Genomic DNA, 26,948 nt, shown 5'->3' with positions numbered 1-26,948 from the left:
TCAGCACGCGCTCCGCAGCGGCAGCGAGGACCTCGTCCTCCGACCCGAGCGAGGTCACCTCGAGACAGTTGAGGTAGGTCGGCGGCATCATTGCCAGCTCGCCGGCCTCGACCTGGGCGACCGCCTCGGCGGTACTCAGCCAGAGCACCGAGGACGACTCGCTGGACACGTCGCGCGTCACCTGCCCTTCGGGGAGGCGCGCGACGAAGAACCAGGTCGCGAAGCGCTTCGGCTCGAAGATGGGCGTCGTCCAGGCGGCCCATGGCGCCAGCAGGTCCGTACGCAGCACCAGCCCGCGCCGGGTCAGCATCTCGGTCAACGACAACGAGCGTGACTCCAGGGCGGCCCGGTCGGCCTCCCAGTCGTCGCCCGAGACGTCGTCGACGACGGAGTCGCCGGAAGCCCCGGCGAGCAGCACCCCGGACTCCTCGAACGTCTCCCGTACCGCCGCGGCGACCAGCGCCCGTGCGCGGGACTCGTCGACCCCGAGCCGGCGCGCCCACTCACCGGCCGACGGCCCGGCCCAGCAGGAGTCGGGCAGCTCGGCGTCGCGTACGTCCACACCTCCGCCGGGAAAGACAGCCATCCCGGCGGCGAAACCCATCGTCAGCTGCCGACGGAGCAGGTAGACCTCTGGGGCAGAAGAGGACCCGTCGGAGCCCGGCCGCAGCAGCAGCACCGTCGCCGCATCGCGCGGCTCGACCGGGGTGCGTACGCCCTGGGCGTACTCCCCGGCCAACGCCACGATGTCGTCACCAAGCCGGACTGGAGGGATCGGGATACGCACGTTCGTCACTGTAGCGACGCTCACACCCGGCCCCTACCCCCGTCCGAGGCTCAGATCTCGACGACGATCTCCACCTCGACGGGAGCGTCGAGCGGCAGGACGGGCACACCGACGGCGGAGCGCGCGTGCCGGCCGGCGTCGCCGAAGACCTTCCCGAGCAGCTCCGAGGCACCGTTGGCAACACCCGGCTGGCCGGTGAAGTCGGGGGTGGAGGCGACGAAGCACAGCACCTTCACGACGCGCTTGACCTGCGAGAGGTCACCGAGCTCGGCCTTGACCGCGGCCAGGGCGTTGAGCGCGCACTGCTGCGCCGCCGCGTAGCCGTCCTCGGCCGACACGTCCCCGCCGACCTTGCCGACGGAGAGCAGGGCGCCGTCCTTCATCGGGAGCTGACCCGAGGTGAAGACGTGGTTGCCCGAGCGCACCGCCGGAATGTAGGCCGCCACCGGCGGCACGACGTCCGGCACGCTCAGCCCGAGCTCGGCGAGGACCTCCTCGGGGCCGCTCACTCCGAGACCGCCCGCTTGAAGAAGCCGACGTAGTTGCCGGTGCCATTGTCGAGGATGGAGACGAGCTCCCACCCGTCGGCACCGAAGTTGTTGAGAATCTGCGCCGCAGCGTGGTTGAGGATCGGCGCTACCTGGTACTCCCACTTGGTCATATCGGCACCCTACTTCGCGGACCCGCGGACCGGTTTTCCGGCGACATGGTTTGACCTTCCAACCGAGGACCCGGCCCACTATCGTCAGGTCCGTGACTCCCGCAGAGCAGCTGAAGACGTACGTCGACACCTGGTGGTCTTCCGTCCAGGACCTCCTCACGCTCCTCGAGGAGCTCTCCGACGCCGACTGGGACCAGCCCACTGATCTCCCCGGCTGGGACGTACGCGCGATCGCCTCCCACGTCGCTCACCTCGAGGGCCTCACCGCCGGCGCGCCCCGCGAGGACGCCCCCGTGCCCGAGTCCGCCCACATCAAGTCGCCGATGGGCCAGTTCACCGAGATCGGCGTGCTCACCCGCCGCGACGTCCCCACGGCGAGCATCATCGACGAGATCCGCCGCTACACCGCCGTACGTCACGACGAGCTGCTCGCCTCCCCGCCCGAGGACCCCGCGACGCCGGCTTCCGGCATCTTCGGTGCGCTCGGGTGGACGACCGGCAAGCTGCTCCGCAACCGGCCGCTCGACCTCTGGCTGCACGAGCAGGACATCCGCCGCGCCACCGGCCGCCCGGGCAACCTCGACAGCCCCGGCGCCCTCCACACCGCCGACTACCTCCTCGAAGGCGTCGGCTTCGTGCTCGCCAAGAAGGCCGCCTGCGCCCCCGGCACCTCCGTCGTCGTCGAGGTCGAGGGCCACGCGCCCTACGCGTTCACCGTCACGAAGGAGGGCAAGGGCGTCCCGGTGGCCGACCCGGTCGCCGCGCCCACCGTCACCCTCTCCACGGACCGGGAGACGTACGTCCTCCTCACCGGCGGCCGCGCCTCCGGCGACCCCGCCAAGGTCGAGATCAGCGGCGACACCGCCATCGGCACCAAGATCGTCGAGAACCTCAACATCACCCCCTGATGGCGCGACCCCGTTAAAGTCACTCCCATGAGTTCCGACTGGCCCCACGTGCAGCTGCATGTGGTGACCGGCAAGGGCGGCACGGGCAAGTCGACGGTGGCTGCGGCTCTGGCTCTCGGGCTGGCCTCCCACGGGAAGAACGTCCTGCTGTGCGAGGTCGAGGGCCGCCAAGGGGTGGCGCGGATGTTCGACGTCGACCCGCTGCCCTACGCCGAGACCCGCATCGCGACCGGGCTGCGGCTGCGGGCGCGATCCGGTGCCGACGCCGAGCCGGGCAACGTCTACGCCCTGCACATCGCTCCCGAGGAAGCCCTCCTCGAGTACCTGAAGATGTACTACAAGCTCGGTCCCGCCGGCCGCGCCCTCGACCGGTTCGGCGTGATCGAGTTCGCGACCACGATCGCGCCCGGGGTCCGGGACGTACTCCTCACCGGCAAGCTCTTCGAGGCCGTCCAGCGCAACAGCCGCAACAAGGGCGCGCGGACCTACGACGCCGTCGTGCTCGACGCTCCCCCGACCGGCCGGATCACGAGTTTTCTCAACGTGTCCGAGTCGGTGGCCGGCCTGGCCAAGGTCGGCCCGATCAAGAACCAGGCCGACACGATGATGACCCTGTTCCGCTCCCGGCGCACCGCGGTCCACCTGGTCACGCTGCTCGAGGAGATGCCGGTCCAGGAGACCGCCGACGGCATCAGCGAGCTGCGCTCCGCCGGACTCCCGGTCGGCGGCGTCATCGTCAACCAGGTACGCCCCCGCGACCTCCCCGACACCTCCCTCGCCCCCGCGCTCGCCGGCTCCCTCGACGAAGAGCTGATCGCCGAGGACCTCAAGCGCGCCGGCGTCGAACCCGACCCCGCCCTGATCTCCGCCCTAGCCGACGAGGCGAAGGAGTACGCCGAGCGTCGAGCCCTCGAGGACGCCCAGCGTGACCTCGTCGCCGGCCTCGGGGTCCCGACCTACGAGCTCAACCGGATCGCCGGCGGGATCGACATGGGCGGGCTCTACGAGCTCGCGGCCGAGCTCAAGGACCAGGGGCTCGCATGAGGATGGAATCCCCGGTTAACCGGGTATCCCTGCACTTCTCGGGCATTGCAACACCTGAGAAGTGCAGGAATTGCCTGAGCGGCGTGACGGAAGTGACGAGAGGGACGGCCCGATGAGCGCTCACCCACGCGTCGGCCCGCTGGCGGCCCACGCCGACCGCACCCGGGCCCTCGAGGTCGACCGGCTGCTCGACGACCGTGACACCCACATCATCGTCTGCTGCGGCAGCGGGGGCGTGGGCAAGACGACGACGTCGGCGGCGCTCGCACTCAGAGCAGCCGAGCGCGGACGCAAGGTGGTGGTGCTGACGATCGATCCGGCGCGACGGCTCGCCCAGTCGATGGGCATCGAGCGGCTCGACAACACGCCTCGCCAAGTGACCGGGATCGGCCCTGGCCGACTCGACGCGATGATGCTCGACATGAAGCGCACCTTCGACGAGGTGGTCGAGTCCCAGGCCAGCCCGGAGAAGGCGCAGCAGATCCTCAACAACCAGTTCTACATCGCGTTGAGCTCCAGCTTCGCGGGCACGCAGGAATACATGGCGATGGAGAAGCTCGGCCAGCTCTACCGCGACGCCTTCGCCCACAACGGCGGAAACGGCGACTACGACCTGATCGTCGTCGACACGCCCCCGAGCCGAAGCGCCCTCGACTTCCTCGACGCCCCCGAGCGCCTCTCCAGCTTCCTCGACGGGCGCTTCATACGCCTGATGCTGGCCCCGGCCAAGGGTCCGGTCAGGCTCATGTCGGCCGGGATCAACATCGTCACCAACGCGCTCAAGAAGGTCCTCGGCGGGCAGATGCTCACCGACCTGCAGACCTTCGTGACCGCGCTCGACACCGTCTTCGGCGGGTTTCGGCAACGGGCGCAGGAGACGTACGCGCTGCTTCAGGCCGACGAGACCGCCTTCCTCGTCATCGCTGCCCCCGAGCCCGATGCGCTCCGGGAGGCTGCCTACTTCGTCGAGCGCCTCTCCGGTGACCGGATGCCGCTCCAGGGCCTGGTCGTCAACCGAGCCACCCTGCCCGACGACGCCTCGCTCACCGCGGCCGCGGCCGGGGCCGCCTCCGAGCGTCTCCCCGACGCGCCTCTCACCGCCGGGCTGCTGCGGCTCCACGCCGACCGCGCGCTGCTGGTCGAGCGCCAGCACCAGCTGCGCGAGCGCTTCGCGGTCGCGCATCCCCAGGTGCCGACAGCGGTCGTGCCGGCGCTGCCCGGTGACGTACACGATCTCGACGGGCTCCGCGAGATCGGCCGACTGCTGGCCCAGGAATGAGTCGAGCCAGGACGTACGTGACGTACGTCCTGGCTCAGACCAAGATCTTCAGCGACTCACTCGAGTAGGGGACGAGTGATCACTCCACGGAGGCACGGGTGCGCGCGGCCTCGAGCACGGCGCGCCAGGAGGCGTTCGGGCTGCGGCGGAGCAGCGCACGACGCTCGCGCTCGGTCATGCCGCCCCAGACACCCCACTCGATCTGGTTGTCGAGCGCCTCGGCGAGGCACTCGGTGCGGACGACGCAGCCTGAGCAGACCATCTTGGCCTTGTTCTGCTCGGCCCCACGTACGAAGAGCTCGTCGGGCTCGTTCTCACGACAGGCGGCCTGTAGCGACCATTCATCAACCCACATGGTGTGCCATCCCTTCATCGGAGCGCTTCGCCCTCCCCATATTGATGACGTGGCGCCCGTGCGGACTAAAGGTTAAGGACTCGACCCGGTCGAGTGACACACCCTTCTGGCCCAAAGTACGTAGTTCGAAATGACTAGGAGGGGTCCTGGGACCCGTTTTTGCCTCCCTGTCCGGCTCCGATTGCGAATCATGTGCTATTAGCCGCGATCACCTACGATGACCAGCATGTCTTCGCCGTCGCTGCGCCCGCAGACCGTGCTCAAGCATCTCGCCGTCATGTGCGGGGTCGCAGCCGTCCTCGGCGTCGTCGCCGCGGGTCTCGCCATCCCCTTCGCCGGCGTGGCCGGGATCGCGGCCAAGGAGACGGCCGAGAAGATGGATTCGCTGCCGAAGGCCTTCGAGGTCGACGACATGTCCCAGACGACCAAGATCGTCGACCGCAAGGGCAACCTGATCACGACGCTCTACGACCAGAACCGCGTCTACCGTCCTCTCGACCAGATCTCGTCCAACATGACGAAGGCACTCCTGGCGATCGAGGACTACCGCTTCTACCAGCACGGCGCGATGGACCTCAAGGGCACGCTGCGCGCGCTGATCACCAACCAGGCCAGCGACTCGGTGCAGGGTGGTTCCTCCATCACCCAGCAGTTGGTGAAGACGACGCTGGTCTACTCCGCGAAGACCGAGGCCGAGCGCAAGGCGGCCATCGAGAAGTCGACCGCCCGCAAGATCCGCGAGCTGCGCTACGCGATCGCGCTGGAGGAGAAGCACTCCAAGGACTGGATCCTCGAGCGCTACCTCAACGCGGCCTACTTCGGCGACGGCGCCTACGGCGTCCAGGCTGCCGCCAAGCACTACTTCAACGTCAACGCCTCCGAGCTCAACTGGCAGCAGTCGGCGATGCTGGCCGGGATGGTGAAGAACCCCACCGGCTACGACCCGACCAACTACCCCGACGCCACCATCGCCCGCCGCAACGTCGTCGTCGACCGGATGGCCGCCCTCAAGGTCGTCTCCCGCCCCGAGGCGGAGAAGCTGAAGGACGCCAGCCTCGGCCTGAACGTCCAGAAGCAGCGCAACGGCTGCCTCGGCTCGTCCGCGGAGTTCTTCTGCGACTACGTGCTCAAGTGGCTGCTCAAGGACCCGGCCTTCGGCGAGACCGAGACCGACCGGCTCGCGCTGATCAAGTCCGGCGGTCTGACCATCAAGACCACACTCGACCAGCGCTTCCAGGACGCCGCTCAGGAGTCGGTCGAGGATCACGTCTACGCCACCGACCAGGCCATCGGCGCCCTGGCCATGGTCGAGCCCGGCACCGGTCGGGTCCGGGCGCTCGCCCAGTCCCGTCCGATGGGTGACAACAAGAAGAAGGGCCAGTCCTACCTCAACTACCTGGTCCCGAAGGAGAAGTCGGGCGACTCCAACGGCTTCCAGGCCGGGTCGACCTTCAAGGCGTTCACCCTGGCCGCGGCCATCGAGCAGGGCTTCCCGCTCAAGCAGAAGGTCAACTCGCCCGAGGAGCTCACCCTCAACGAGTCGACCTTCGCCGGCTGCCCGGGCGACGGCAACCGGGTCGGCAGCCACACATTCCACAACTCCACGACCTCGGGCAGCAAGGACGCCTACACCGGCACCCGGGAGTCCGTGAACACCTTCTACGCCCAGCTCTTCCAGCTCACCGGGATGTGCACGCCCTACAAGATGGCGCAGAAGATGGGCGTCAAGCTCACCGCCCCGTTCGGCATCGCGCGCGAGGACGGCCACGTCTGCAAGGCCGGCGAGGTCGCGCAGTGCGATGGCGCCGAGCGCGTGCCCACCTTCACCCTCGGCGTCGTCGACGTCAGCCCGCTCGAGATGGCCGAGGCGTACGCGACGTTCGGCGCCCGCGGCAAGCACTGTGACTCGGTTCCGGTCAACGAGATCCTCGACGCCAACGACAAGTTGGTCAAGAGGTACGAGCCGACCTGCCAGCAGGCGATGGCCAAGGGCACCGCCGACGCGGTCAACGACATCCTTCGCGGCGTCATGGAGCCCGGTGGCTTCGGCCAGAACCTGGCCCTGTCGGTGCCGAGCGCTGGCAAGACCGGCACCACGCAGGAAAACAAGGCCGTATGGCTGATGGGCTACACGCCGCGGCTCGCGACCGCGTCGATGATCGCCGGCGCCAACTCGGCGGGCACACCGCTCAGTCTCAACGGCCAGGTCGTCGGCGGCAACTACGTCTACGAGGCGGCGGGCTCGACGACTGCCGGTCCGATGTGGGGTGGCGCGATGCAGGTGATCGACAAGTACCTCAAGTCGGTGGACTTCCAGGAGCCCGACCCGAGCGTGATCGCAGGAAACACGGTCGATGTCCCCTGGGTCGGCGGCATGACCGTCGAGAAGGCGACGAAGGTGCTGAGGAGCGCCGGCTTCCAGGTCCAGCTCGGCCCGGAGGCGTACTCGGAATACGACCGTGGTCTGGTTGCCTTCACGACCCCGTCCGGCGATGCTGCCGAGGGATCGCCGATCACGATCTACACCTCGCTGGGCCCGGAGCCGAAGCCCGACCCCAAGCCCGACAAGAAGAAGCAGCCCGAGAAGAAGCCCGGCCGCGGCGATGAAGAGAGACCTGCCACGGTCGAGGAAGAACCCGACTTCGGCTGGGAGTGGCCGACCGGCTGACGCCCGGCCCAGCAACGACGCGTGGCCCCACCGATCCGGTGGGGCCACAGTCGTTCTCGGGCTGCCGTCAGGCGAGCTGCTTGCGCACCTCCGCGGCCACGGCGCCGCCGTCGGCACGGCCCTTGGTCTGCGGGGTCAGGATGCCCATGACCTTGCCCATGGCGCGCATCCCGTCGTCGGCGGCACCTGTCTGGGCGATGGCCTTGCTGACCAGGTCGGAGATCTCCTCGGCGCTCAGCTGAGCGGGGAGGTACTCGGTGATCACCGCGGCCTCCGCGGTCTCCTTCTCGGCCTGCTCAGCGCGACCGCCGTCAGCGAAGGCAGTGGCCGCCTCGCGGCGCTTCTTGGCCTCGCGGGTGAGGATCGTGATGATCTCGTCGTCGGTGAGCTCCTTGGCCTCCTTGCCGGCGACCTCGGCCTCGGTGATCGAGGCCATGACCATGCGCAGCGTTCCGGCGCGCTCCTTGTCACGGGCCTTCATCGCGGAGGTCAGGTCGGTCCTCAGCTGATCCTTCAGAGTGCTCATGGAACCCATTGTGGCAGGGTTGAGCCATGCGGCTCGCCTCAGTAATCGGCGCAACCCTCGGCACCGGTCTCGCCACCGGCGCGGCCATGACGGCGTACGCCCTGTGGGAGGCCCGTCAATACACGCTGCGTCACGTCGGACTGCCGGTGCTCCCCGAGGGCGCGGACCCGCTGCGGGTGCTGCATCTCTCCGACATGCACGTGGTCCCGTCGCAGCACAAGAAGCTCGACTGGATCGCGTCGCTGGCCACGCTGAAGCCGGATCTGGTCATCGACACCGGCGACAACCTGGCCCACCAGCGGGCGGTGCCGTCGATCGTCAACGCCCTCGGCGGGCTCCTCGACGTACCAGGTGTCTTCGTGCACGGCTCCAACGACTACTACGAGCCACGGATGCGCAACCCGATCGGCTACCTGCTGCCCGACAACGGCAAACGGCAGACGAACGTGCCCGAGCTCCCCTGGCGTGACCTGTCCGCGTCCTTCACCAAGTCCGGCTGGCTGGATCTCACCAACACGCGCTCGTCGCTGACCGTCAAAGGCATCGAGTTCGCCTTCGCCGGCGTCGACGACCCCCACCTCCGCCTCGACGACCTCTCCTCGGTCGCCGGCCCCGCGGACCCGGCTGCGGACGTACGCCTCGGGGTCGCGCACGCTCCCTATCTGCGGGTCCTGGATCAGTTCACCGCCGACGGTTACGACGCGATCCTGGCCGGCCACACCCACGGTGGTCAGATCTGTCTGCCCGGCGGACGAGCGCTGGCCACCAATTGCGATCTCGACCCTGCCCGGGTACGCGGCCTGCACACTCACACCCACGGTGGACGGCAGGCGTGGCTGCACGTATCGGCCGGCCTCGGCACCTCGCCCTACACCCGGATCCGCATCGCCTGCCGCCCCGAGGCGACCCTCCTGACGCTCACCCCGCGCGGGGCGTCTCGCGGGGCGTCTCGCCGGTAGGGGCCGATTACGGCTCAGGGGAGTCTCTGGGCTATGCTCATTCCTCGTTGGACCGTTTGTTCGGTGCAGCATTCGGGTTGTAGCGCAGCTTGGTAGCGCACCTCGTTCGGGACGAGGGGGCCGCAGGTTCAAATCCTGTCAACCCGACATCGAGTTCAGGCTCGGAGATCGCAGATCTCCGAGCCTGAACCCGTTTTCCGGCGCAGTAGTGTCGACGCCATGAGCTTCGACACGCGCAACGGCACCCGCGGCGCCAAGCAGCCCTCGGCCAACCTCCTCCTGAAGCTGGGCAACAAGCTGATGATGAGCCGGGCCCGCAAGAGCAACGCCAAGATGGCCGGGATGCGGCTGCTCGTGCTCACCACGATCGGCAAGAAGAGCGGCGAGCCCCGCTCGACGCCGCTCGCCTGGTTCCCGGGCGACGACGGTACCTGGCTGATCGCCGCATCGGCGGCCGGCGGACCGAAGAACCCGGCGTGGTACTACAACCTCGCCGCCAACCCCGACCGGGTCACCATCGAGCTCGGCGGCGAGACCATCCCGGTCGTCGCTGACCAGCTGCACGGCGAGGAGCGCGCCCGCGCGTGGGCCGCGATCGTCGAGTCGTCTGCCAACTTCGGGAGCTACGAGGAGAAGACCGACCGCGAGATCCCGGTCATCCGTCTCACCCGCGCCTGAGTTCCATGGTGATGCGCGGCATCCCGAAGAAGGGAGAGACTGAGGTCACGCTGCGGCGATGTCAACGGCGAGCTCCTGTGCGCGCTCGTGGGCGCGCGCCATCGACGCCTCGTGCATCGGCAACAACGACTTGAGTGCCGGGGCGTGCGGGACCATGGTCAGCTCAGGGATCACTGTGGTCACGTCCAGGCCGAGCAGGTCGTCATGGCCGAGGATCGCCTCCAGCACGGGAACGACGTAGTCATAGCCCTCCCTGGGGGCACCGGGACCGTACCCGCCGCCGCGGGCAGAGATCAGCACTGCCGGGCGCCCCGCGGCCGGCGACTGTCCGGAGTGACTGAAGGTGCGGCCATCGACGACGATCTGGTCGAGCCACGCCTTGAACACCGACGGCATCGTCAGGTTGTACATCGGCACGCTGAACAGGTAGGCGCCGGCACCGAGGAACTCCTCGATGAGCTCGTCCTGCACCTTGGCCGCTTCGGCCTGCTCGGGAGTGTGTCGGGCCCGTTCGATAGCCCGGGCAGTGATGCCCGCGCCACTCAAGTGAGGCACTGGGGCCGCGGCGAGGTCGCGGTGGACGACTTCGCCCGACCACGCCTGGCGGAAGGACTGGGCGACCTGACGCGAAACCGACGCCTCGCCGAGCGACGAGGAGTCGATGTGCAGCAGATATGACATAGCTGGTTCCTTTCAAGGTGGTGGATGCGCCTTCGCGACGCGCGGCCGCAGCCGGTTCACGAAGGTGCGTTACATACCGCTGGTGCGGTAGATTCGGGTTGGGAGAGGTGTTGCAAATGGCGGAGAGAACGATCAGCGGGCCGTGCCAGGCTTGGCCGGAGGAAAGCAAGTTCATCCGGGAGGTTCTCGACCGGATCGGCGACAAGTGGACGGTGCTGGTGATCAGCACCCTCGCCGATGCACGGCTGCGCTACTCCGACCTCCAAGCGAGCATCCCGGGCATTTCGCAGCGGATGCTGACTGTGACGCTCAAAGCCCTCGAGCGCGACGGCCTGCTCCTGCGCACCGCCTACCCCGAGATTCCCCCGCGGGTGGAGTACGAGCTCACCGCTCTGGGACGCTCACTGCTGGACTCCGTGATGGCGCTCGCAACGTGGGCGGCAGCCCATCACCAGGACATAGCCGCCAGCCGTAGCACTCACGAGCAGACCGGGGTCGGCCGAGAGAAGGCCCGCACCGCCTCCGCCGAGGATTCCCGTGCGCGCTGAGTACGGTCTCAATCACCATCGGCCATGCCTAGCATCTTTCCACCTCACTATTAGTACGTAACAACATCGTAGGTGCGTCGAAAGAGGCGTACAAAAGGCACTTTCAAGTGCGCAGCGCACATTCGGAGTCATGCTCAGAGATCGCAAAGATCTCCGAGCCAGAGTTCATTGTGGGGCCCGCCACATGCGAAACTGCCCGTCATGAGCAACGACCCCGCCGACAAGCTCGCTGCGCCGTCGTTCGGTTTCAAGAAGAAGCGTGGGGGCACGAAACCGGCGAACGCCAAGCCCGAGAAGACCCAGCCCCAGAAGTCCCAGCCCAAGACCCAGCCCCCGACGGCTCGGGTCGAGAAGGCGCCAGTCGAGACCGCTACGGTCGAGACGGCCTCAATGGAGAAGACCCAGGTGCTGGAGAAGACGGCACCACCCGTCGTAGCGCCCGAGCCGCCCGCTGAGAAGGCCGCCAAGAAGCAGAAGGCTCAGAAGCCGCCCAAGCCGGCAAAGGAGCCGAGGGCTCCCAAGACGCCCAAGGAACCGATTCAGCGGCGGATCAACCTCGGCACCCCGTCGGGCCTATCCGCGGCGGTCATGATCGGGGCCATCGTCGGTGCGTTCATGGCCCTGGCCGTCTGGTTCAGCGGCACCGTGAGCCAGTGGACGCGAGGCACCTCGTCGCTGGGCGACAAGGGCGCGATCATCCTCATCGCCGTCTTCGCCCTCGCGATCATCGTCGGCGGCTACCTGCTCCGCCTGGCCGGCGCCCGCTCCCCCTTCACGATCAGCTTCCTCGGCTCAGCGCTCGTCGCCGTACTCTCGATGCTCTTCCTCACCGACGTCTTCGCCCACCCCTGGGGAGTGATCATCGTCGTGATCCTCGCCGCTGCCGCGTACGCGCTCTCCTACTGGGTCACGACCAACTACATCGACTGACAGACCCGGCCGAGGCGTCGCCCACGTCGGCCGAGGCGTCACTCCGGTCGGCCGAGTTGGCACAGTCGTGCCAACTCGGCCAGCGCGCCTGACGTCTCGTCAGAGGGCGGCGGCGACCAGCTCGGCGAGCTGGACGGTGTTGAGCGCGGCGCCCTTGCGGAGGTTGTCGTTGGAGATGAACAGGGCGAGCCCGCGGTTGTCGGGGACACCCTCGTCCTGGCGGATGCGGCCGACGTAGGAGGGGTCCTTGCCGGCGGCGTACAGAGGCGTGGGTACGTCGCGGAGCTCGACGCCCGGGGCGTTCGCGAGGATCGCGGTGGCGCGCTCGGGGGTCAGGGGCGAGGAGAACTCGGCGTTGACCGCGAGCGAATGGCCGGTGACGACCGGGACGCGTACGCAGATGCCGGAGACCCGCAGGTCGGGCAGGGAGAGGATCTTGCGGGACTCGTTGCGGAGCTTCTGCTCCTCATCGGTCTCGTTGAGGCCGTCCTCGACCAGCGACCCGGCGTAGGGAAGGACGTTGTAGGCGATCGTCTCGACGTACTTGTCCGGCTCCGGGAACGTGATGGCGGACCCGTCGTAGGCGAGCTCGCGGGCCTTGTCGCCGGCAGCCGCGACCTCGCTGACCAGCTCCTCGACGCCGGCGACGCCGGAGCCCGAGACCGCCTGGTAGGTCGAGACGATCAGACGCTCGAGACCGGCTTCGTCGTGGAGCGCCTTGAGGGCCGGCATCGCCGCCATCGTGGTGCAGTTGGGGTTGGCGATGATGCCCTGGCGGGCCTCGATGACCCCGTCCATCGCCGAGGGGTTGACCTCGGAGACGACCAGCGGGATCGACGGGTCCTTGCGCCAGGCCGAGGAGTTGTCGATGACGATCACGCCGGCCTCGGCGAACTTCGGCGCCAGCGCCTTCGAGGTGGCGCCACCGGCGGAGAAGATCGCGATGTCGAGACCCGACGGGTCAGCGGTGGCGGCGTCCTCGACGACGACCGAGCGACCACCGAACTCGATGGTCTTGCCGGCCGAACGCGCCGAGGCGAAGAAACGAACCTCGCCGAGCGGGAAGCCGCGCTCGAGCAGGATCTGGCGTACGGCGACGCCCACCTGTCCGGTCGCTCCCACAATTCCCAGGTTGATGCTCATCGGCCGGTCCCTCCATAGACGATGGCCTCTACGTCGCTGTCGAGGCCGAATGCTTTGTGTGTGGCGCGCACAGCGCGGTCGAGGTCGTCGGCGCTGACGAGCACCGAGACGCGGATCTCCGAGGTCGACACCATCCGGATGAGGACTCCCTCGGCGGCGAGCGCGGCGAAGAACTTCGCCGTGATCCCCGGATGCGTACGCATCCCAGCACCGACGATCGAGAGCTTGCCGATCTGCTCGTCGGCGACCGGGTCGGCGAAACCGACCTCACCCTGGATGTCGGCGAGGGCCGCGCGGGCCCTCTTGACGTCGGTGCGGGGCAGCGTGAACGAGATGTCCGTGCGCCGCGTCTTCTCCGCCGACACGTTCTGGACGATCATGTCGATGTTGATGCCGTTGTCGGCAAGGGTGTCGAAGATGCGGGCGGCCTCGCCGGGCTCGTCGGTGACCCCGGCGACGGTGATCTTGGCTTCACCGCGGTCGTGGGCCACGCCGACGATCTCCGGGGTGTCGCCATCGGCCTCGGCGCCGTAGGAGACCTTCTCGACCTCCACGTCGCTGAACCTCTCCGCGGCGGCCTGCACCGCGCGGTCGACCTCGTCGTCGCCGACCACGACCGAGACCCGGACCTCCGAGGTGGAGATCATCTGGATGTTGACGCCGGCCTGCGCGATCGCCGAGAAGAAGTCGGCGATCTTCTTCGGCTGGGTGCGCAGCCCGGCACCGATCAGGGAGACCTTGCCCATCCGGGGCTCGGTGTTCACCCGCTCGAAGCCGAGCTCAGCACGCGCCTGCTCCAGCACCTTGCCGGCGCGCTCGGCGTCGTCGCGGGGCAGCGTGAACGTGATGTCGGTGCGGCCGGAGCCGGCCGCCGACGAGTCCTGGACCACCATGTCGACGTTGATGCCCACACCGGCGACGATCTCGAAGACCTTCGCGGCGGCGCCCACCTGATCGGGGGCGTTGACGACGGTGATCTTGGCCTGGCTGCGGTCGTGGGCGATGGCGGCGACGATCGGCGCCTCCATCCCGGCGTCGCCGCCGAGCTGGTGGTCGGCGTGCGGCGAGACCGCGTCGATGCTGCCCTTGACCACGGTGCCGTTGAGGGTGGAGAAGGAGGAGCGTACGTGGATCGGGAGGCTGTGGCGACGGGCGAACTCCACCGAGCGCAGGTGGAGCACCTTCGCCCCGGAGGCCGCCAGCTCGAGCATCTCCTCGAAGGCGACCGAGCTCAGCTTGCGAGCGGTCGGGACGATCCGCGGGTCGGCGGTGAAGACGCCGTCGACGTCGGTGTAGATCTCGCAGACGTCGGCGTTCAGCGCCACCGCCAGCGCGACCGCGGTGGTGTCGGTGCCGCCACGGCCCAGCGTGGTGATGTCCTTGGTGTCCCGGGAGACTCCCTGGAAGCCGGCCACGATCGCGATCGCGCCGTCGCCGAGCGCTGCCTGGATCCGCTCCGGGGTGATGCTGAGGATCTTGGCGCGCCCGTGCTGAGCGTCGGTGATCAGGCCGGCCTGCGACCCGGTGAACGACCGAGCCTCGTACGCCAGCCCGCGCTCGTTCGCGACGTCGTTGATCGCCATCGCGAGCAGCGCCATCGACTGCCGCTCACCAGAGGTGAGCAGCATGTCGAACTCACGCGCGTGCGCGGTCGCGTCGGGCGAGACCTTGTTGGCCAGGTCGATCAGCTCATCGGTGGTGTCGCCCATGGCAGAGACGGCCACGACGACGTCGTGGCCCTGCTCTTTGGTCGCGACCACTCGCTGAGCAACGCGCTTGATGCCTGCAGCGTCTGCGACCGAGCTGCCACCGTACTTCTGAACGACGATTCCCACGGCGGGAAAGTCTACGTTGCCGGTGCGGGCGTCTTCTCCAGCATCTCATCAGCGGCGGCCAGGTCCTCGTCCTCGCCGGTGAACGGCTCGGAGTCGAGGCGGTCGTGAGCGACCACGGTGAGCAGCGCGTTGAGCACGGCACCGGCCAGGTTGCCCCAGTTGTTGACGTAGCTGAACTGCCACCACCACAGCGCCTCGTCGACGTCGCCGAGGCGGTAGTGCCGCAGGCCGTACTCCAGGTCGGTCACCAGGCTGGCGACGTCGTCGGAGATCTGGCTGTCGACCACGTCCGGGCTGTACGGATCGAACACGAAGCTGTAGGTGTCGATGTCGCCGAACATCTCGGCCAGCCCCATCCGGAGCTCGTCGACGTCGGCTTCCATACCCACGTCGGGCTGGAACTCCTCACGAGGCTCGAAGTCCTGCTGAGCGCCCAGTCGCGCTCCCGCCAGCAGGATCTGGCTCACCTCCAGCAGCAGCATCGGCACAGCGCTGCCACCATCGCCGTCTGCAGCGATCGCACGCACCGAGAGCAGGAAGCTCTCCACCGAGTCGGCGATGCTGGTGGCGAAGTCCTTGCCGGTCAAGTCATTCGTCATGACGGCCCCCTTCCCGAGGTCCCTTGAATCGTCAGGCTACCGCCGAAGTCGCGGCCTGACGAGGGTAAAGAGTCGGCTCTTAGGGATCGCACAGGTAACGGCTACTCAGCCGCGCGGCGTCCCGCGAACGCGCGACCGAGGGTGACCTCGTCGGCGTACTCCAGATCGCCACCGACCGGGAGACCGCTGGCCAGACGGGTGACCTTCAGCCCGAGCGGGCTCAGCTGACGGGTCAGATACGTCGCCGTCGCCTCGCCCTCGAGGTTGGGATCCGTGGCGAGGATCACCTCGGTGATCCCGGGGTCGTTGAGCCGCTGGACGAGCTCACGGATGCGCAGCTGGTCGGGACCGATCCCGTCGATCGGGCTGATCGCACCGCCGAGCACGTGATAGCGCCCGCGGAACTCGCGGGTCCGCTCGATCGCGACGACGTCCTTGTACTCCTCGACCACGCACAGCACCGACTGCTCGCGACGCGGGTCGCGGCAGATCCGGCAGGTCTCCTCCTCGGAGACGTTGAAGCAGACCGAGCAGAACTTCACCTTCGCCTTGACCTCGTTGAGGATCGAGGCCAGCCGATGTACGTCGGCGGGATCAGCCTGGAGCAGATGGAACGCGATCCGCTGAGCGCTCTTCGGGCCTACGCCCGGCAGCCGTCCCAGCTCGTCGATGAGGTCTTGGACCACACCCTCGTACAACTTGGTTATCGCCTGTCTCTAGCTGTGCTGGTTTCAACTGTGTCTGTTTCAGAAGCCGAGCTTGAACGGCGGCTCGCCGCCGCCGGGGGCACCGGGGCCGCCGAGGCCGCCCGCGAGCGGGCCCATCGCCTCACCGGCGAGCTCGTCGGCCTTGCCCTTGGCCTCGCGGTAGGCGGCGACGATCACGGCGCCGAGGTCCTCGAGGTCGTCGGGGTTGCTTCCGTCGAACTCGCCCTGCTTGATCTCGACGCCGACCAGCTCGCCGGTGCCGGTGAGCTTGACGGTCACCGCACCGCCGGCGACGGTGCCGTCGACGATCGTGTCGGCGAGCTTCTCCTGGGCATCGACGATCTGGCTCTGCAGCGCCTGGGCCTGCTGCATGATCGCGTTGAGGTCGAAGCCGCCCTCGCCGCCGAGGCCTTCGAGTGGGTTCGTCATCTGTGCCGTCCTAGTTGTGAGGAATCTCTTCGATCATCGTTGCACCCAACTCCTGAGCGAGCAGCGCCTCGGCGCCCATCGCAGCAGGCCCGTCGTAAGCCTGGTCGTCGGGGTTCACCGCGGCATCCGCCTCCGCCAGGCGGGCCACCGTGTCGTCGACAGGGGGCTCGTAGTCGGCCGCACGCGTCGGCCGGATGGCCTCACGAGCCAGCGCGATCGCTCCCGGGTCGGCCGGCTGTGTCGATGACGTCGCGGGCGGCTCCGGCGGAGCCGGCGGCTGGTCGGGTGGCGGCGGCTCGGCGGCCCAGTCGGGTGGCGGCGCCTGCTCGTTCCAGGATGCCTCCGGCGGCTGTTGCGGCTGGGGCGGCTCCTGAGGCTGGCTCGGCTGCGGCGTCGGCGGCGCCTGTCGCTGCGGGGACCCCTGGCCGCCGCCCGCGACGATCGCCTCGATCTTCGGCTGGATGCCGATCACGTTGACCAGTGCCTGTCCGAGGATCGGCTCGTGCCCGCCGGTCGCGAACCGGTCACGGAGGCCCGGCGACGCGAACCCGAGGGTGAGCACACCGTCGCGGAAGTCGACCACCTGGGCGTTCTGGCCCACCAGCGACCAGGTCGCCCGGCGCAGGCCCTTGGTCTGGGCGATCACGTCGTCCCACAGGCGACGGACGTCCACGTTGCCCATCCCACCCGGCGACTGCGACTGAGGCTGGGTCTGTGGCGGCGTCTGTGGCTGGCTCGGCGGCTCGGGAGCGGCCGGCGCCTGCTGGGGAGGCATTTCCACGGCCGGGGCGGGCTCGCGAGACGGCTCAGGGGCTCGCTCGGGGGCCGGGGCGTACGCCTGGACGGGATCGGGCTGCGGCGTCGCCGGAGCGACCGTCTCGTGCCCCGGCGCACCGACGGACGGCTTGAGCACCGGCCGGTCCTGGGCGGGGGCGGCCGCCGCCGGAGCAGCGGTCACCGTCGGCGTACCGCTGATCTCGATCCGCCTCTCCAGACGGTCCAGCCGGGCCGCGAGGCCGTCGGCACCGTCGGCCGCGGGCAGCAGCACCCGGGCACAGATCAGCTCGAGCAGAAGTCGGGGTGCGGTGGCGCCGCGCATCTCGGTCAGGCCGGTCGCGACCGCATCGGCGGCCCGCGACAGATCGTGTGGCCCGAAGCGTCCTGCCTGAGCGACCAGCCGCTCGCCGCCGTCCTCGGAGACGTCGATGAGCCCGGTCGCGGGCGCGTCCGGGACCGCCTTGACGATGACCAGGTCACGCAGCCGCCGCAGCAGGTCCTCGGTGAACCGCCGCGGGTCCTGGCCGGTCTCGATGATCTTGTCGATCACGCCGAAGACCGCGGCGCCGTCATGGGCGGCGAAGGCGTCGACGACCTCGTCCAGCAGCGCGTCCGGGGTGTAGCCGAGCAGACCGGCGGCCAGTTCGTACGTCACGCCCTCAGGCCCCGAACCACCGAGCAGCTGGTCCATGACCGAGAGGCTGTCGCGCATCGACCCGGCGCCCGCGCGTGCGACGAGCGGCAGCGCGGCCGGCTCGACGTTGATCCCCTCCTTCTCGCACAGCGTCGAGATGTAGTCGGAGACCAGCTTCGGCGGGAAGAGGCGGAACGGATAGTGATGGGTGCGCGACCGGATCGTCGGAATGACCTTCTCCGGCTCGGTCGTCGCGAAGATGAACCGCAGATGCTCCGGCGGCTCCTCGACGAGCTTGAGCAGCGCGTTGAAGCCCTGTGTCGAGACCATGTGGGCCTCGTCGATGATGTAGACCTTGTAGCGGCTCTTCACCGGCGCGAAGAACGCCTTCTCCCGCAGGTCACGGGCATCATCCACACCACCGTGCGACGCCGCGTCGATCTCGATCACGTCGATGCTGCCGGGCCCGCCGCGGGCCAGGTCCCGGCACGACTCGCACTCCCCGCACGGATCCGCGATCGGCGCCTTCTCGCAGTTCAGCGCACGCGCCAGGATCCGCGCCGAGGTCGTCTTGCCGCAACCACGTGGCCCGGAGAAGAGGTACGCATGGTTGACCCGGTTGCCCGCAAGCGCATTGCGCAGCGGGCCGGTGACGTGATCTTGGCCGATGACCTCGGCAAACGTCTCCGGCCGGTAGCGGCGGTAGAGAGCTAGCGGTGCGTCCACCCCATGAACCCTAACGATCCCCACCGACAGTCGGTAGCCGCCGGGCGCCGGCGAGCCCGGCGAACTGAGCAATGTGGTCATCTCGCCGTCCCCTCGGCTCCGATCGTGACGCGTTCGTGACGGCATCGGCGGTCGCCACGACGCCCAGGGCGCACCCTGAGGTCACCGAGCCATGTTCAGAAAGGACGCTCGATGAGCAATCCGTACGGCACTCCACCACCCTTCCCGAATCAACCCGTACCCGCCCCGTACCAGCAGGTCCCGACCGGTCCTCGTGGTCTGGCCACCGCCTCGATCTGGCTGGCCATAGCCCTCACTGCCGTCGTGGTCATCACGGCCGGGGTCTCGTATCCCGTGTCCATGGCAGTCAACGACACGATGATGAGCGCGACCCCGTCGACCTCGACATGGATCTGGATCAGCACGTCCATCGCACTGGGATTCGCGCTGATCGCGGTCCTGCTCTCGCTCTACATCGTGGGGTGCCTGTGGCTGCTGCGAAGCTATGACTTCGCGAAGGTCATCAATCCCACGTTCCACATGAGGCGCAGCCGGGCATGGGTATGGCTTGGCTGGTGGGTGCCGATCGTGTCGCTCTGGTTCCCGCTCCAAGTCGTTGATGACGTACGCCGCGCCACCGCCAAGAACCAGGCCCGTTCCTCCCTCGCCATCTGGTGGACAGCCTGGCTGGTTGCCATCTTTGCGACAAACCTGTCGGGGAGGATCTTCAACAGCGACGACGTCCTGTCCCGTGACGCGATCATCATCGTCGCGATGATCGATGCGCTGTCCGCCGTCGCGCTCGTGATCGCCTGCGTCAACTGGATCTCGATCATCCGGGGCATCACTCGAGACCAGGAGATGGCTCGGGGCTGATCCAGGCATGAAAAGGCCCCCCACGTACCCAACAGAGCTCGCTTATCCTTGCTGCCTTCCGGCCCTGGGGAGGTTCGACAAGATGTCGCCACATGGGGGGTTGCGGAAGAGTCTAGACGAGTCCGCTCGCCGATCCCAAAGCACACCCGTTGGCCGTCCGCCGATTTCCCCGATGCTCGCGGAGCCGCGTAGGATCCCTCACGGATCTGTCGCCTAGTGGCCTATGGCGCACGGCTGGAATCCGTGTTGGGTTAACGCCCTCGGGGGTTCGAATCCCCCCAGATCCGCCAGCACAAACCGGCGCCTGACCTGCTTTCGAGCTGGTCAGGCGCCGTTCATTTATCCAGTGTGCGCCGGCCGCTGCGCGCGAAGCAGCGCGATTCCGAGGATCAGCCCTCCGGGCACGATCACGATCGGCGCCACCGGGTCCTCGAATCCGGCACCGACCAGAGCCACGACGCTGACCACGCCGAGCAGGATGCTGACGATCGTGGTCGCCAGCGCCGCCCGGCGGACGACACCGCTCCCGCGCAACGCCTCCGCAGCGAAGACCATCGACCCGAGCGCGAGCAGCGACAAGGCGGAGACGAGCGGGACCGTCAGCACGTCGAAGTCCCGCACGAGGGGCGGCAGGTTCTCCGGGTCGGCGAACAGGCCCAACCCCAGAGCCACGTACGTCCACCACACGACCAGCGTGGCCAGCGCCGACCACCAGCTGAGCTGGGCGAGCCGTACGGGCGCTCCGGTGCGGATCTGGCCGACGGCGCAAACCAGGAACACCGGGGACACGAAGAGAAGCAGCCCCGTGACCAGCGCGTAGACCGGATGGTCCTGGGTGATCTGGGCCTGCGTGGAGCTGGCCAACGCGTTGACCGCCACGCCTTCGCGTTCGGCCGCCGCCACGAGATCCTGCTCGAAGCCGGCCCCGATGGTGACGGCAACCACGACATACCCCGCCAGCACCGAGACCGCGCCGACGTACGCCCGGCCTGTCGAGGCCGCCCACTGCGGCGGCCGCTCGCGGTCGACGCGGCGTACGGGCTGGTCGCCGCGGGCGGTCCTCTTGACGTTCATCGCCTCTCAGCCCACCGTCTGCTCGGCCCGGGCCGCGGCCTTGAGCTTGGCCGCCTGCACCGGGTTGTCGACGACGAGAACGTCCTCCGGGTCCGGTTCGGTGTGGTGCTGCACCGTGTAGAACCGCACCTCGTGACCGTCCGGATCGTGCAGCAGCGGCAGGATCCAACCGAGTGTGGCAGGCTGCACGCCGGCGTGCCGCTCGCCGAGCTCGGTCAACCTGTCCGCGAGCGCCCGGAGGGTGCTCTCGTCGGCCACTCCGATCGAGAAGTAGTCGAAACCGGCGGCGGCACGGGCGCGTTCGGGGTCGAGCCGCAGGCCCAGGTCCGGGCCACCGTTGGGGTGCACCAGGCAGATGCCGTCGAGCTCGCCGTCCGTCTGAAACTCCACGACGAGCTTGTACCCGAGTCTTGATTCGTACCACCGCTGGGATCGCCGAAGGTTGGCGACCGGCAGCTTGAGGTGGTGGACGCCGGCGAGAGCCGGTGCTTCGTGATCGCTCATGCCCACTCCTGACTTGCAGTGTGACTGCAATTTCCTAATTACAGTTAGACTGCAACTCGTGCCTTCAGAAGTCAATCCCCCCGCTAGGGGATCTCGTGCCGAGCGGACCGAGCAGGCGATCGTCGCCGCGGCCCACGAACTCTTCGCCCAGCGCGGCTATCGCGGCACCGCGCTGACAGACGTCGCCAAAGCCGCGGGAGTCTCTGACCGAACCATCTACGTCCGCTTCGCCACCAAGGCACACCTGCTCAAGCGGGTGGTCGACGTGGCCCTCGTCGGTGACGCCCTGCCGATCGCCCTGGCCGATCGCGACTGGATCCACGCGGTGATGAACGCCCCGACGCTCGAGGAGCGACTGGCTGCGGACGCGGAAGGCACCGCGCTGATGCTGGATCGCATCGCGCCCGTTCTCGCCGTCGCCATGCAGGCCGAGGCGGACGAGCCGTTGATCGCAGCGGCAGCCCAGGCGGCCCGCGAGTCGACGCTCGAGCAGGTGCGCGCCTTCTGGGAGAAGCTGCACCGCGACGGGCTGATGAGCCCCGATGCCGACCTCGAGTGGGTGATCGCCACCAGCGCCCTGCTGGCCAACGCGGAGACGTACGTCCACATGACGCGCACACTGCGCTGGACGCCCCCCGAGTACCAGGCGTGGCGGCACCGCACCTGGCGCCACCTCGCCATGGCCCCGGCGACGTGAGCTGCGAGGCGCCTCAGTCCAGCACGGCGTACGCCTCGACCTCGACGAGCACGTCGGGCTCGAACAGGTAGTCCACGCCGATCGCGGACAGCGGCGGCAGCGGTTGCGGGATGCCGAGCTCGTCGATGACACTCTCGAGCCCGGCGACGAACGCGTCGTACTTGTCCGGGGTCCACCCGGTGACGAAGAACCGGAGGCGTACGACGTCGGCGAATGTCGCGCCGGCGCCGGCCAGGCCGCGGGCGGTGTTGCGGAGGGCATGGGCGAGCTGGCCGGCGAGGTCGCCCGGGGCGACGCCACGACCGAGCTCGTCCCGGGCGATCTGTCCGGCGACATGGATGTGGCGGGTGCCGGTGGCAACGGAGACGTGGTGGTAGGGCACGGGCTGGAACATGCCTTCGAGGGTGAGCAGATCGACGGACACGATGAGATTCCTTTCGAGGGTTAAGGTTTCTCATGTGTACTTGGTATCCAGAGGACACTTCAACGAGACTAGGTGTCATGCCGGATACCCCGGGCCCCTTGCGCCTGACCCAGGAGCATCGTGAGCTCCTCGACCAGCTCCTCGACAAGTGGTCGCTCCAGGTGCTCGACACGCTCTGCGAGCGGCCCCGCCGCTTCAACGAGCTGCGTCAGGCGATCCCGGCGGTGACCCAGAAGTCACTCACCACCGCGCTACGCCGCCTCGAGCGCAACGGCATGGTCGAGCGCGTCGTGCTCAGCACTCGCCCGGTCGCGGTCGAATACCGCATCACCCCACTGGGCAGCACTCTTCAGGACCTCATCGACCGGCTCTATCACTGGACGACCACGACCCTGCCCGAGGTCGAAGCGGCACGCGAGGCCTTCGACCGCTCGGTCTGACTCGCTACATCGAGCTCTTGCGCCGCGAGAACAGCGGCCGCAGGACCAGCCCGAGACCGAGCGCCCCGCCGCCCGCGATGCCCCACCAGATCGCGTTCTCGCGAACGGTCGCGAGGGGATCCGCCTTCTCGCGCGCCATCGGCGCCTGATCGACCTCAGGCGGCTTGGCGGCTTCCTCGACCGCCGGTCGGGTGAGCGCGTCGTACGCATTCACCACACCCGCACCCCAGAAGCGGCCACCCTGGCCCTCACGGCCTGACGTGGTGCTGTAGAGGCGATCAATGACCTGGCTGGCGCTCCAGCCCGAGTTGGTCGACCAGATCAGAGCGAGCACCGCCGAGACCTCCGCGGAGGCGAACGAGGTCGAGATCGAGTCGACCCAGCAAGGCTGGCCGAAGAGCGTCGTCGACGGAGCACCGTACGTCGGGGCAGCGACGTCGGTGTTGGAGTTGGGCAGCACGGTGAAGTCGGGGTCCGAGGCCGAGGTGCCAGACGCACTGACCGTCACCACCGAGTCGTTGGCATTGGGGAAGACCTTGGGGGCGATGTCCCGGTCGGTGTCGGTGGTGATGCCGGACCAGTCCGAGGCCATCACCACGATGGCCCCCTTCTTGATGAGCGTGTCGACCGCCGTGTCGAGCCCCGACGCGTCCTGCGTCGCCGGGAGACCGATGTCAACGATCAGCCCTTTCGCGTTGCCCTTGGCAAGCGAGTTGAGCTCGGCGGTCATCTGCTTGGCGTCGACCGTGGACTTCTCCTGACCGACCTTGAGGACTGGGTGGTCGCTGAGCTTCGCCTTGGGCGCGATCTGGGAGATCAGGCCGGCCGCGACGGTGCCGTAGTAGGCCTTCGCGCTGCGGCTGTAACCGGAGTCGACCACCGCGACACGGATCCCCTGGCCCTGCTTGCTCACCTGCTGAGCCTCAGGGATCCGCATGATCGCGAACGGAGCGACACCGTCGGGAACCGGCGCCGTCTTGGTGTCCGCCTTCTGCGGGGAACCGCCGGTGTTGGTCGCATAGGCCGAGCAGTCGGACCTCTCCTCCGCTGCGTACGCAGGTCCCGGACTGGCCAGCAGCGACAACCCACCGACGACGGCAGCGAGCGCGATGCGGCTACGCACCAGCTTCACTCGGTCGCCACGCACTTGCTCTCCTGGACCTCGTCAGAGTTGGGCGGGCACAGCGCCAGCTCGGTCGAGAGCGCAGCTCCGCCGGGGAGCAGCCGCAGCCAGGTGCCGGGCACGATCGGGCCCGAGTCGGTCTTCAGGCCGAGCCGCTCGACCGTGACCGGCCCGTCCAGCGTGTTGGCGGTGCCGCGGGCATCGATCAGATATGGCGTCGCGCTCTTCTTGTCGAGCTCCTCGCCGTTGGCGGCGTAGACGAAGGCTCCCTTGCCGGGATCGACCCGGGCCGAGGTGAAGTCGCCGGCGGCAGGAGGCTCCGAAGTCGGCCAGGCCGTTTCGCCCGGATCGATGCCGAGCCGCACGGTCGTCTCGTCCTCGGTCTCGAGCTCGGCACATACGCTGCCGGTGCCGGCCTCGAGGGACTCGTCGGGCCAGAAGGTCTCCAGACGCTCGCCGTTGATGTTCGGCTGCGAGTCCAGCGACTGCTGGTTGCCCTTGCTGCCGAAGACGACGTCATAGACCTCGCTGGTGAATTCGTCCATCCGGATCCAGCCGGACTCCGTCATCAGGTAGTTGTTGGCCTGAAAGTTGGCCTTGGTGCCGATCGGGTAGTCCTCACCCTCGACCGTACCGCCGGCCTTGGTGAACGCGCCCCCGAAGGAATCACCCGACAGCGGCGCGCCGGCCGGGAAGAGGTTGACCCATGCCTGGGGCACTGTCGGCGTCGAGACAGGGTCGCTGAAGATACGGTCCGCATAGGTCTCCGCGTCACCCTCGACCTTGTAGCTGTAAGCCTGGGCGTACCCCTCGCTCTCGTGCTCGGCGATGAGGTAGGTGCCGTCCTCGGTCTGCACCATGAAACCGGTGTCCGTGGCCGGCTGCACGTCGGGTTTCGCAGAGATGTTCAGGTGCGTACCTGCACCGTTGGCGGTGCATGCCGTCCAGCCGGTGTTGATGAAGTCGGACTTCAGCGGCAGCTCCTCAGGGACGTCGGGTCCGCCGAGGCCGATCGTGCCCTTGGGGAACTCCTTGTCGATCTCCTCCTGATCGATGACCTTGGACTTCTCCTCCAGGTCGAGCCCGAGGATGAGCTGGGCGCTGGCCAGGTTGACGACTGGGTACAGCGCCCTGTCGTTCTCGGGGCCGATCACGACGTACCGCGCCCCGCCCTTGGTCACGATCAGGCCGGGCTGGTCTGCCCAGCCCGTCGCAGGCCGGGGAGCGAGGAAGTGGGCGACGGCGCCGCCAGCGATGAGCAGCACCGCGAGTACGACGCCACCGAAGACCGAGCGGCCGGGTCGAGCCGGCTCCACCTCGCGCCCGCCCGGGGCGCCGGAGAGGAACGCGGAGACGAGCCGGCGGCGGCTGAAGGCATGGGCCTCTACGAGGTCCTTCTTGCTGGCCATCAGAAACCAGCCACCGCGGCACCGAAGAGGCCCGAGGCGAGCACCATCAGCGGCAGCATCGCGAGCAGGCAGGCGGTCTCGGCGACATCGGCCAGCCGACCACGACGGATCGAGCCGACGTCGGGGACCAGCGTCAGGACCAGGAGTACGCCACCCGCAGCCGCCAGCACGACGGCGGTCGTCGGTCGCCACGACTCGTGGTAGACCAGCAGCGCGGCGCCGATCGCGAGCAGGCCGGCGATCCCGGAGACCAGCCCGACCAGCACCTCCGACCCTGTCCGGTACTGCCGGGTGCGAAGCATCAGCACGACACACGCGGCGAGAGCCAGCAGCGTGCCGAAGAGCCCGAGCCGCACCACGAACGGCGAGGTCAGCACGACCAGGACGCCGACGGAGAGGGAGATCGCGACCAGGATCTCGTGGGCGACCTTGGCGTCGACCCTGACCTGGTCGGCCCGGATCTCGTCCGGGTCGAGGTTGATGTCCTCGTCGGAGTAGAGCTGGGGGACGTCGGTCTTGGTCGTGCTCAAGGCGAGCCACGGGAAGAAGCTGCCGGCCAGCACCACGACGACCAGCACGATCCCGAGCACCACACCGGCCTTCCAGCCGGTCGCGCTCAGCAGCATGCCGGCCACCAGGAAGACGCCACCGACCAGCGCGCCCGGCATCGCCAGCATCCGGGCCTCACCGAGGCCGAGGAAGCCGATCGCGGCGGCGAGCATCGCGCCCGCGCCGGCGAAGGCCAGCGGCATCCCGACGCCACCATCGAGGGAGGCAGCGCCGATCAGGAAGCCGGCGACCGCGCCGTAGACCTCACCGATCCACACCGCGGCGATCGCGGCGTCGTTCTCGGCCTCGAGCCGGGAGAGCACGATCGCGCCTCCGGCGAGGACCAGGCCGATCACTCCGGCAGCGACGCCGGCGAGCATCGACGGCGCCTGCGTCCACAGCGCACCGGCACCGAGGAGCAGGAGCAGCGCGGCGGCCAGCAGTGACGTACGCCGTCCTGCTTCCGGCTTCCAGGGGGCCATCTCGCTCTCGACGACGTCGGTCATCGCCTCGACCACATCGTCGTAGACCCGCGGCGGCTTGTCGTCGATCCCGGCGCTCACGGTGAGCACGCCACCGTCCTCGACGCCCTGCGGGATCAGACCGAGGTCACCGGTGAGCTTGCGGCCGTCGGCGAGCACGACGCGGTAGCCGGCGTACGCCGTCTGCGGGTCGAGCAACCCGACGCTTCGCGCAAGCTCCGGCACGAGCTCCGCCACCGGTACCGAGCCCGGCAGCACCAGATCCATCCGGCGGGTGCCGGAGGCGACTGTGACCCGGACCAGCCCAGTGGGCGCCACCTGCGCCTGCGTCATTTCACGAACTCCTCGCGTCGTGCCTGTGCCCGAGACGAACCGACCGAATGTCCCGAGAGTTAGACCTACATCGCGCCCGCTGAATCAGACAGCGAACATCAGCGCTGACTTTGCCATAAAACAAGCACCGAGGGGACCGGTGCCCCGCACCGATCCCCTCGTG

29 protein-coding genes, 2 tRNA genes, 1 other RNA gene and 1 pseudogene are annotated in these 26,948 nt (G+C 68.5%); 13 read left to right on the top strand and 20 right to left on the bottom strand.

Annotated features, from left to right (window positions below):
- From ABTW65_RS28710 to sp36, 3 genes are all read right to left on the bottom strand, one after another.
- A partial coding sequence (locus ABTW65_RS28710) for an NUDIX hydrolase (protein WP_350666545.1) occupies window positions 1-787 on the bottom strand: 787 nt, incomplete at its 3' end.
- A gap of 50 nt (window positions 788-837) precedes the next feature.
- Window positions 838-1,296 carry a RidA family protein gene (locus ABTW65_RS28705; RefSeq protein ID WP_350666544.1) on the bottom strand — a complete coding sequence of 153 codons (459 nt, stop codon included), beginning with the start codon at window positions 1,294-1,296 and terminating at the stop codon, window positions 838-840.
- Window positions 1,293-1,448, bottom strand: coding sequence for a Sp36 family protein (gene sp36, locus ABTW65_RS28700; protein WP_141791386.1), 156 nt, complete (start codon window positions 1,446-1,448; stop codon window positions 1,293-1,295). Before sp36 ends, ABTW65_RS28705 begins: the two co-directional genes overlap by 4 nt.
- Before the next feature lie 92 nt (window positions 1,449-1,540).
- Between sp36 and ABTW65_RS28695 the strand changes: the two genes are divergently transcribed.
- The 3 genes from ABTW65_RS28695 (at window position 1,541) to bagB (ending at window position 4,679) form a co-directional block, all read left to right on the top strand.
- Window positions 1,541-2,356 (top strand): maleylpyruvate isomerase family mycothiol-dependent enzyme, encoded by an 816-nt coding sequence (locus ABTW65_RS28695; RefSeq protein WP_350666542.1) that lies wholly within the window; start codon window positions 1,541-1,543, stop codon window positions 2,354-2,356.
- A gap of 27 nt (window positions 2,357-2,383) precedes the next feature.
- On the top strand, window positions 2,384-3,400 hold the full coding sequence (gene bagA, locus ABTW65_RS28690; RefSeq protein WP_350666540.1) for an ATPase BagA: 1,017 nt from the start codon (window positions 2,384-2,386) through the stop codon (window positions 3,398-3,400).
- Between the two features lie 112 nt (window positions 3,401-3,512).
- On the top strand, window positions 3,513-4,679 hold the full coding sequence (gene bagB, locus ABTW65_RS28685) for an ArsA family ATPase (protein ID WP_350666538.1): 1,167 nt from the start codon (window positions 3,513-3,515) through the stop codon (window positions 4,677-4,679).
- 79 nt (window positions 4,680-4,758) lie between these two features.
- On the opposite strand, the gene ABTW65_RS28680 is transcribed toward bagB, so the two are convergent.
- Complete coding sequence (locus ABTW65_RS28680; protein WP_045548985.1) at window positions 4,759-5,034, bottom strand: WhiB family transcriptional regulator; 276 nt, start codon at window positions 5,032-5,034, stop codon at window positions 4,759-4,761.
- 226 nt (window positions 5,035-5,260) lie between these two features.
- On the opposite strand from ABTW65_RS28680, the gene ABTW65_RS28675 reads away from it, so the two are divergent.
- Window positions 5,261-7,702 (top strand): transglycosylase domain-containing protein, encoded by a 2,442-nt coding sequence (locus ABTW65_RS28675; protein ID WP_350666536.1) that lies wholly within the window; start codon window positions 5,261-5,263, stop codon window positions 7,700-7,702.
- Window positions 7,703-7,769: 67 nt separating this feature from the next.
- On the opposite strand, the gene ABTW65_RS28670 is transcribed toward ABTW65_RS28675, so the two are convergent.
- On the bottom strand, window positions 7,770-8,228 hold the full coding sequence (locus tag ABTW65_RS28670) for a GatB/YqeY domain-containing protein (RefSeq protein ID WP_350666534.1): 459 nt from the start codon (window positions 8,226-8,228) through the stop codon (window positions 7,770-7,772).
- 26 nt (window positions 8,229-8,254) lie between these two features.
- Between ABTW65_RS28670 and ABTW65_RS28665 the strand changes: the two genes are divergently transcribed.
- The 3 genes from ABTW65_RS28665 to ABTW65_RS28655 all read left to right on the top strand — a co-directional run bounded on the left by ABTW65_RS28665 (window position 8,255) and on the right by ABTW65_RS28655 (window position 9,865).
- Complete coding sequence (locus ABTW65_RS28665; protein WP_350666532.1) at window positions 8,255-9,187, top strand: metallophosphoesterase; 933 nt, start codon at window positions 8,255-8,257, stop codon at window positions 9,185-9,187.
- 73 nt (window positions 9,188-9,260) lie between these two features.
- Window positions 9,261-9,334: transfer RNA gene (locus ABTW65_RS28660), tRNA-Pro, on the top strand.
- 72 nt (window positions 9,335-9,406) lie between these two features.
- Window positions 9,407-9,865, top strand: a complete 459-nt coding sequence (locus ABTW65_RS28655) for a nitroreductase/quinone reductase family protein (RefSeq protein ID WP_350666530.1) — start codon at window positions 9,407-9,409, stop codon at window positions 9,863-9,865.
- A 45-nt stretch (window positions 9,866-9,910) separates the two neighbouring features.
- Here the strand turns inward: ABTW65_RS28655 and ABTW65_RS28650 are convergent, their stop codons facing one another.
- Window positions 9,911-10,546: an FMN-dependent NADH-azoreductase gene (locus tag ABTW65_RS28650; RefSeq protein ID WP_350666528.1), complete on the bottom strand. Its 636-nt coding sequence runs from the start codon at window positions 10,544-10,546 to the stop codon at window positions 9,911-9,913.
- A gap of 116 nt (window positions 10,547-10,662) precedes the next feature.
- Between ABTW65_RS28650 and ABTW65_RS28645 the strand changes: the two genes are divergently transcribed.
- Both ABTW65_RS28645 and ABTW65_RS28640 read left to right on the top strand, forming a co-directional pair.
- On the top strand, window positions 10,663-11,094 hold the full coding sequence (locus ABTW65_RS28645; protein ID WP_350666526.1) for a winged helix-turn-helix transcriptional regulator: 432 nt from the start codon (window positions 10,663-10,665) through the stop codon (window positions 11,092-11,094).
- Window positions 11,095-11,295: 201 nt separating this feature from the next.
- Window positions 11,296-12,024 (top strand): MFS transporter, encoded by a 729-nt coding sequence (locus ABTW65_RS28640; RefSeq protein ID WP_350666524.1) that lies wholly within the window; start codon window positions 11,296-11,298, stop codon window positions 12,022-12,024.
- 99 nt (window positions 12,025-12,123) lie between these two features.
- Here the strand turns inward: ABTW65_RS28640 and ABTW65_RS28635 are convergent, their stop codons facing one another.
- The 7 genes and pseudogenes from ABTW65_RS28635 to ABTW65_RS28605 all read right to left on the bottom strand — a co-directional run bounded on the left by ABTW65_RS28635 (window position 12,124) and on the right by ABTW65_RS28605 (window position 18,874).
- The gene (locus ABTW65_RS28635; protein ID WP_350666522.1) at window positions 12,124-13,167 is read right to left on the bottom strand and encodes an aspartate-semialdehyde dehydrogenase; all 1,044 of its coding nucleotides are present in this window, start codon (window positions 13,165-13,167) and stop codon (window positions 12,124-12,126) included.
- Window positions 13,164-13,658 (bottom strand): ACT domain-containing protein, encoded by a 495-nt coding sequence (locus ABTW65_RS28630; RefSeq protein WP_350666547.1) that lies wholly within the window; start codon window positions 13,656-13,658, stop codon window positions 13,164-13,166. Before ABTW65_RS28630 ends, ABTW65_RS28635 begins: the two co-directional genes overlap by 4 nt.
- A 39-nt stretch (window positions 13,659-13,697) precedes the next feature.
- Window positions 13,698-15,002, bottom strand: a pseudogene (locus ABTW65_RS28625) (aspartate kinase); the annotation flags it as partial.
- Between the two features lie 11 nt (window positions 15,003-15,013).
- Window positions 15,014-15,601, bottom strand: coding sequence for a DUF5063 domain-containing protein (locus tag ABTW65_RS28620; protein WP_141802328.1), 588 nt, complete (start codon window positions 15,599-15,601; stop codon window positions 15,014-15,016).
- Window positions 15,602-15,702: 101 nt separating this feature from the next.
- Window positions 15,703-16,299, bottom strand: a complete 597-nt coding sequence (gene recR, locus ABTW65_RS28615) for a recombination mediator RecR (RefSeq protein ID WP_008356228.1) — start codon at window positions 16,297-16,299, stop codon at window positions 15,703-15,705.
- A 48-nt stretch (window positions 16,300-16,347) separates the two neighbouring features.
- Window positions 16,348-16,737: a YbaB/EbfC family nucleoid-associated protein gene (locus ABTW65_RS28610; RefSeq protein ID WP_350666520.1), complete on the bottom strand. Its 390-nt coding sequence runs from the start codon at window positions 16,735-16,737 to the stop codon at window positions 16,348-16,350.
- A 10-nt stretch (window positions 16,738-16,747) separates the two neighbouring features.
- Window positions 16,748-18,874, bottom strand: a complete 2,127-nt coding sequence (locus ABTW65_RS28605; RefSeq protein WP_350666518.1) for a DNA polymerase III subunit gamma and tau — start codon at window positions 18,872-18,874, stop codon at window positions 16,748-16,750.
- Between the two features lie 192 nt (window positions 18,875-19,066).
- Here ABTW65_RS28605 and ABTW65_RS28600 point away from each other — a divergent pair, with 192 nt between their 5' ends.
- The gene (locus tag ABTW65_RS28600) at window positions 19,067-19,750 is read left to right on the top strand and encodes a DUF4328 domain-containing protein (RefSeq protein ID WP_350666516.1); all 684 of its coding nucleotides are present in this window, start codon (window positions 19,067-19,069) and stop codon (window positions 19,748-19,750) included.
- Between the two features lie 11 nt (window positions 19,751-19,761).
- Here ABTW65_RS28600 and ffs read toward each other — a convergent pair.
- Window positions 19,762-19,852, bottom strand: an RNA gene (gene ffs, locus ABTW65_RS28595) — signal recognition particle sRNA small type.
- 100 nt (window positions 19,853-19,952) lie between these two features.
- Between ffs and ABTW65_RS28590 the strand changes: the two genes are divergently transcribed.
- Window positions 19,953-20,040 (top strand) — tRNA-Ser (locus ABTW65_RS28590).
- Window positions 20,041-20,089: 49 nt separating this feature from the next.
- On the opposite strand, the gene ABTW65_RS28585 is transcribed toward ABTW65_RS28590, so the two are convergent.
- Entirely contained in the window at window positions 20,090-20,824 is a 735-nt protein-coding gene (locus tag ABTW65_RS28585; RefSeq protein WP_350666514.1) for a hypothetical protein, read from the bottom strand.
- A gap of 6 nt (window positions 20,825-20,830) precedes the next feature.
- Window positions 20,831-21,328 carry a VOC family protein gene (locus ABTW65_RS28580; RefSeq protein WP_350666512.1) on the bottom strand — a complete coding sequence of 166 codons (498 nt, stop codon included), beginning with the start codon at window positions 21,326-21,328 and terminating at the stop codon, window positions 20,831-20,833.
- Between the two features lie 58 nt (window positions 21,329-21,386).
- Here ABTW65_RS28580 and ABTW65_RS28575 point away from each other — a divergent pair, with 58 nt between their 5' ends.
- Entirely contained in the window at window positions 21,387-22,025 is a 639-nt protein-coding gene (locus ABTW65_RS28575) for a TetR/AcrR family transcriptional regulator (RefSeq protein ID WP_350666510.1), read from the top strand.
- A gap of 13 nt (window positions 22,026-22,038) precedes the next feature.
- On the opposite strand, the gene ABTW65_RS28570 is transcribed toward ABTW65_RS28575, so the two are convergent.
- A complete protein-coding gene (locus ABTW65_RS28570) occupies window positions 22,039-22,449 on the bottom strand; it encodes a RidA family protein (protein ID WP_350666508.1) in 411 nt (136 codons plus the stop codon).
- A gap of 77 nt (window positions 22,450-22,526) precedes the next feature.
- On the opposite strand from ABTW65_RS28570, the gene ABTW65_RS28565 reads away from it, so the two are divergent.
- A complete protein-coding gene (locus ABTW65_RS28565; RefSeq protein ID WP_350666506.1) occupies window positions 22,527-22,889 on the top strand; it encodes a winged helix-turn-helix transcriptional regulator in 363 nt (120 codons plus the stop codon).
- Between the two features lie 4 nt (window positions 22,890-22,893).
- Here ABTW65_RS28565 and ABTW65_RS28560 read toward each other — a convergent pair whose 3' ends face one another.
- Genes ABTW65_RS28560 through eccD form a run of 3 tightly spaced genes read right to left on the bottom strand, consistent with a single transcriptional unit; the run spans window position 22,894 to window position 26,785 of the window.
- Complete coding sequence (locus ABTW65_RS28560; RefSeq protein WP_350666504.1) at window positions 22,894-24,036, bottom strand: S8/S53 family peptidase; 1,143 nt, start codon at window positions 24,034-24,036, stop codon at window positions 22,894-22,896.
- Window positions 24,018-25,421 carry a type VII secretion protein EccB gene (locus ABTW65_RS28555; protein WP_350666502.1) on the bottom strand — a complete coding sequence of 468 codons (1,404 nt, stop codon included), beginning with the start codon at window positions 25,419-25,421 and terminating at the stop codon, window positions 24,018-24,020. The genes ABTW65_RS28560 and ABTW65_RS28555 overlap by 19 nt, the downstream gene beginning before the upstream one ends.
- The gene (gene eccD, locus ABTW65_RS28550) at window positions 25,421-26,785 is read right to left on the bottom strand and encodes a type VII secretion integral membrane protein EccD (protein WP_350666500.1); all 1,365 of its coding nucleotides are present in this window, start codon (window positions 26,783-26,785) and stop codon (window positions 25,421-25,423) included. The genes ABTW65_RS28555 and eccD overlap by 1 nt, the downstream gene beginning before the upstream one ends.
- Between the last annotated feature and the right edge of the window lie 163 nt (window positions 26,786-26,948).

Origin of the sequence: Nocardioides sp. NPDC127503 (genome assembly GCF_040302165.1) — a bacterium.
In the GTDB taxonomy this organism is placed as follows: Bacteria; Actinomycetota; Actinomycetes; order Propionibacteriales; family Nocardioidaceae; genus Nocardioides.
The sequence above is the reverse complement of the archived record's forward strand: the minus strand, read 5'-3'. Positions and strand labels throughout refer to the sequence as shown.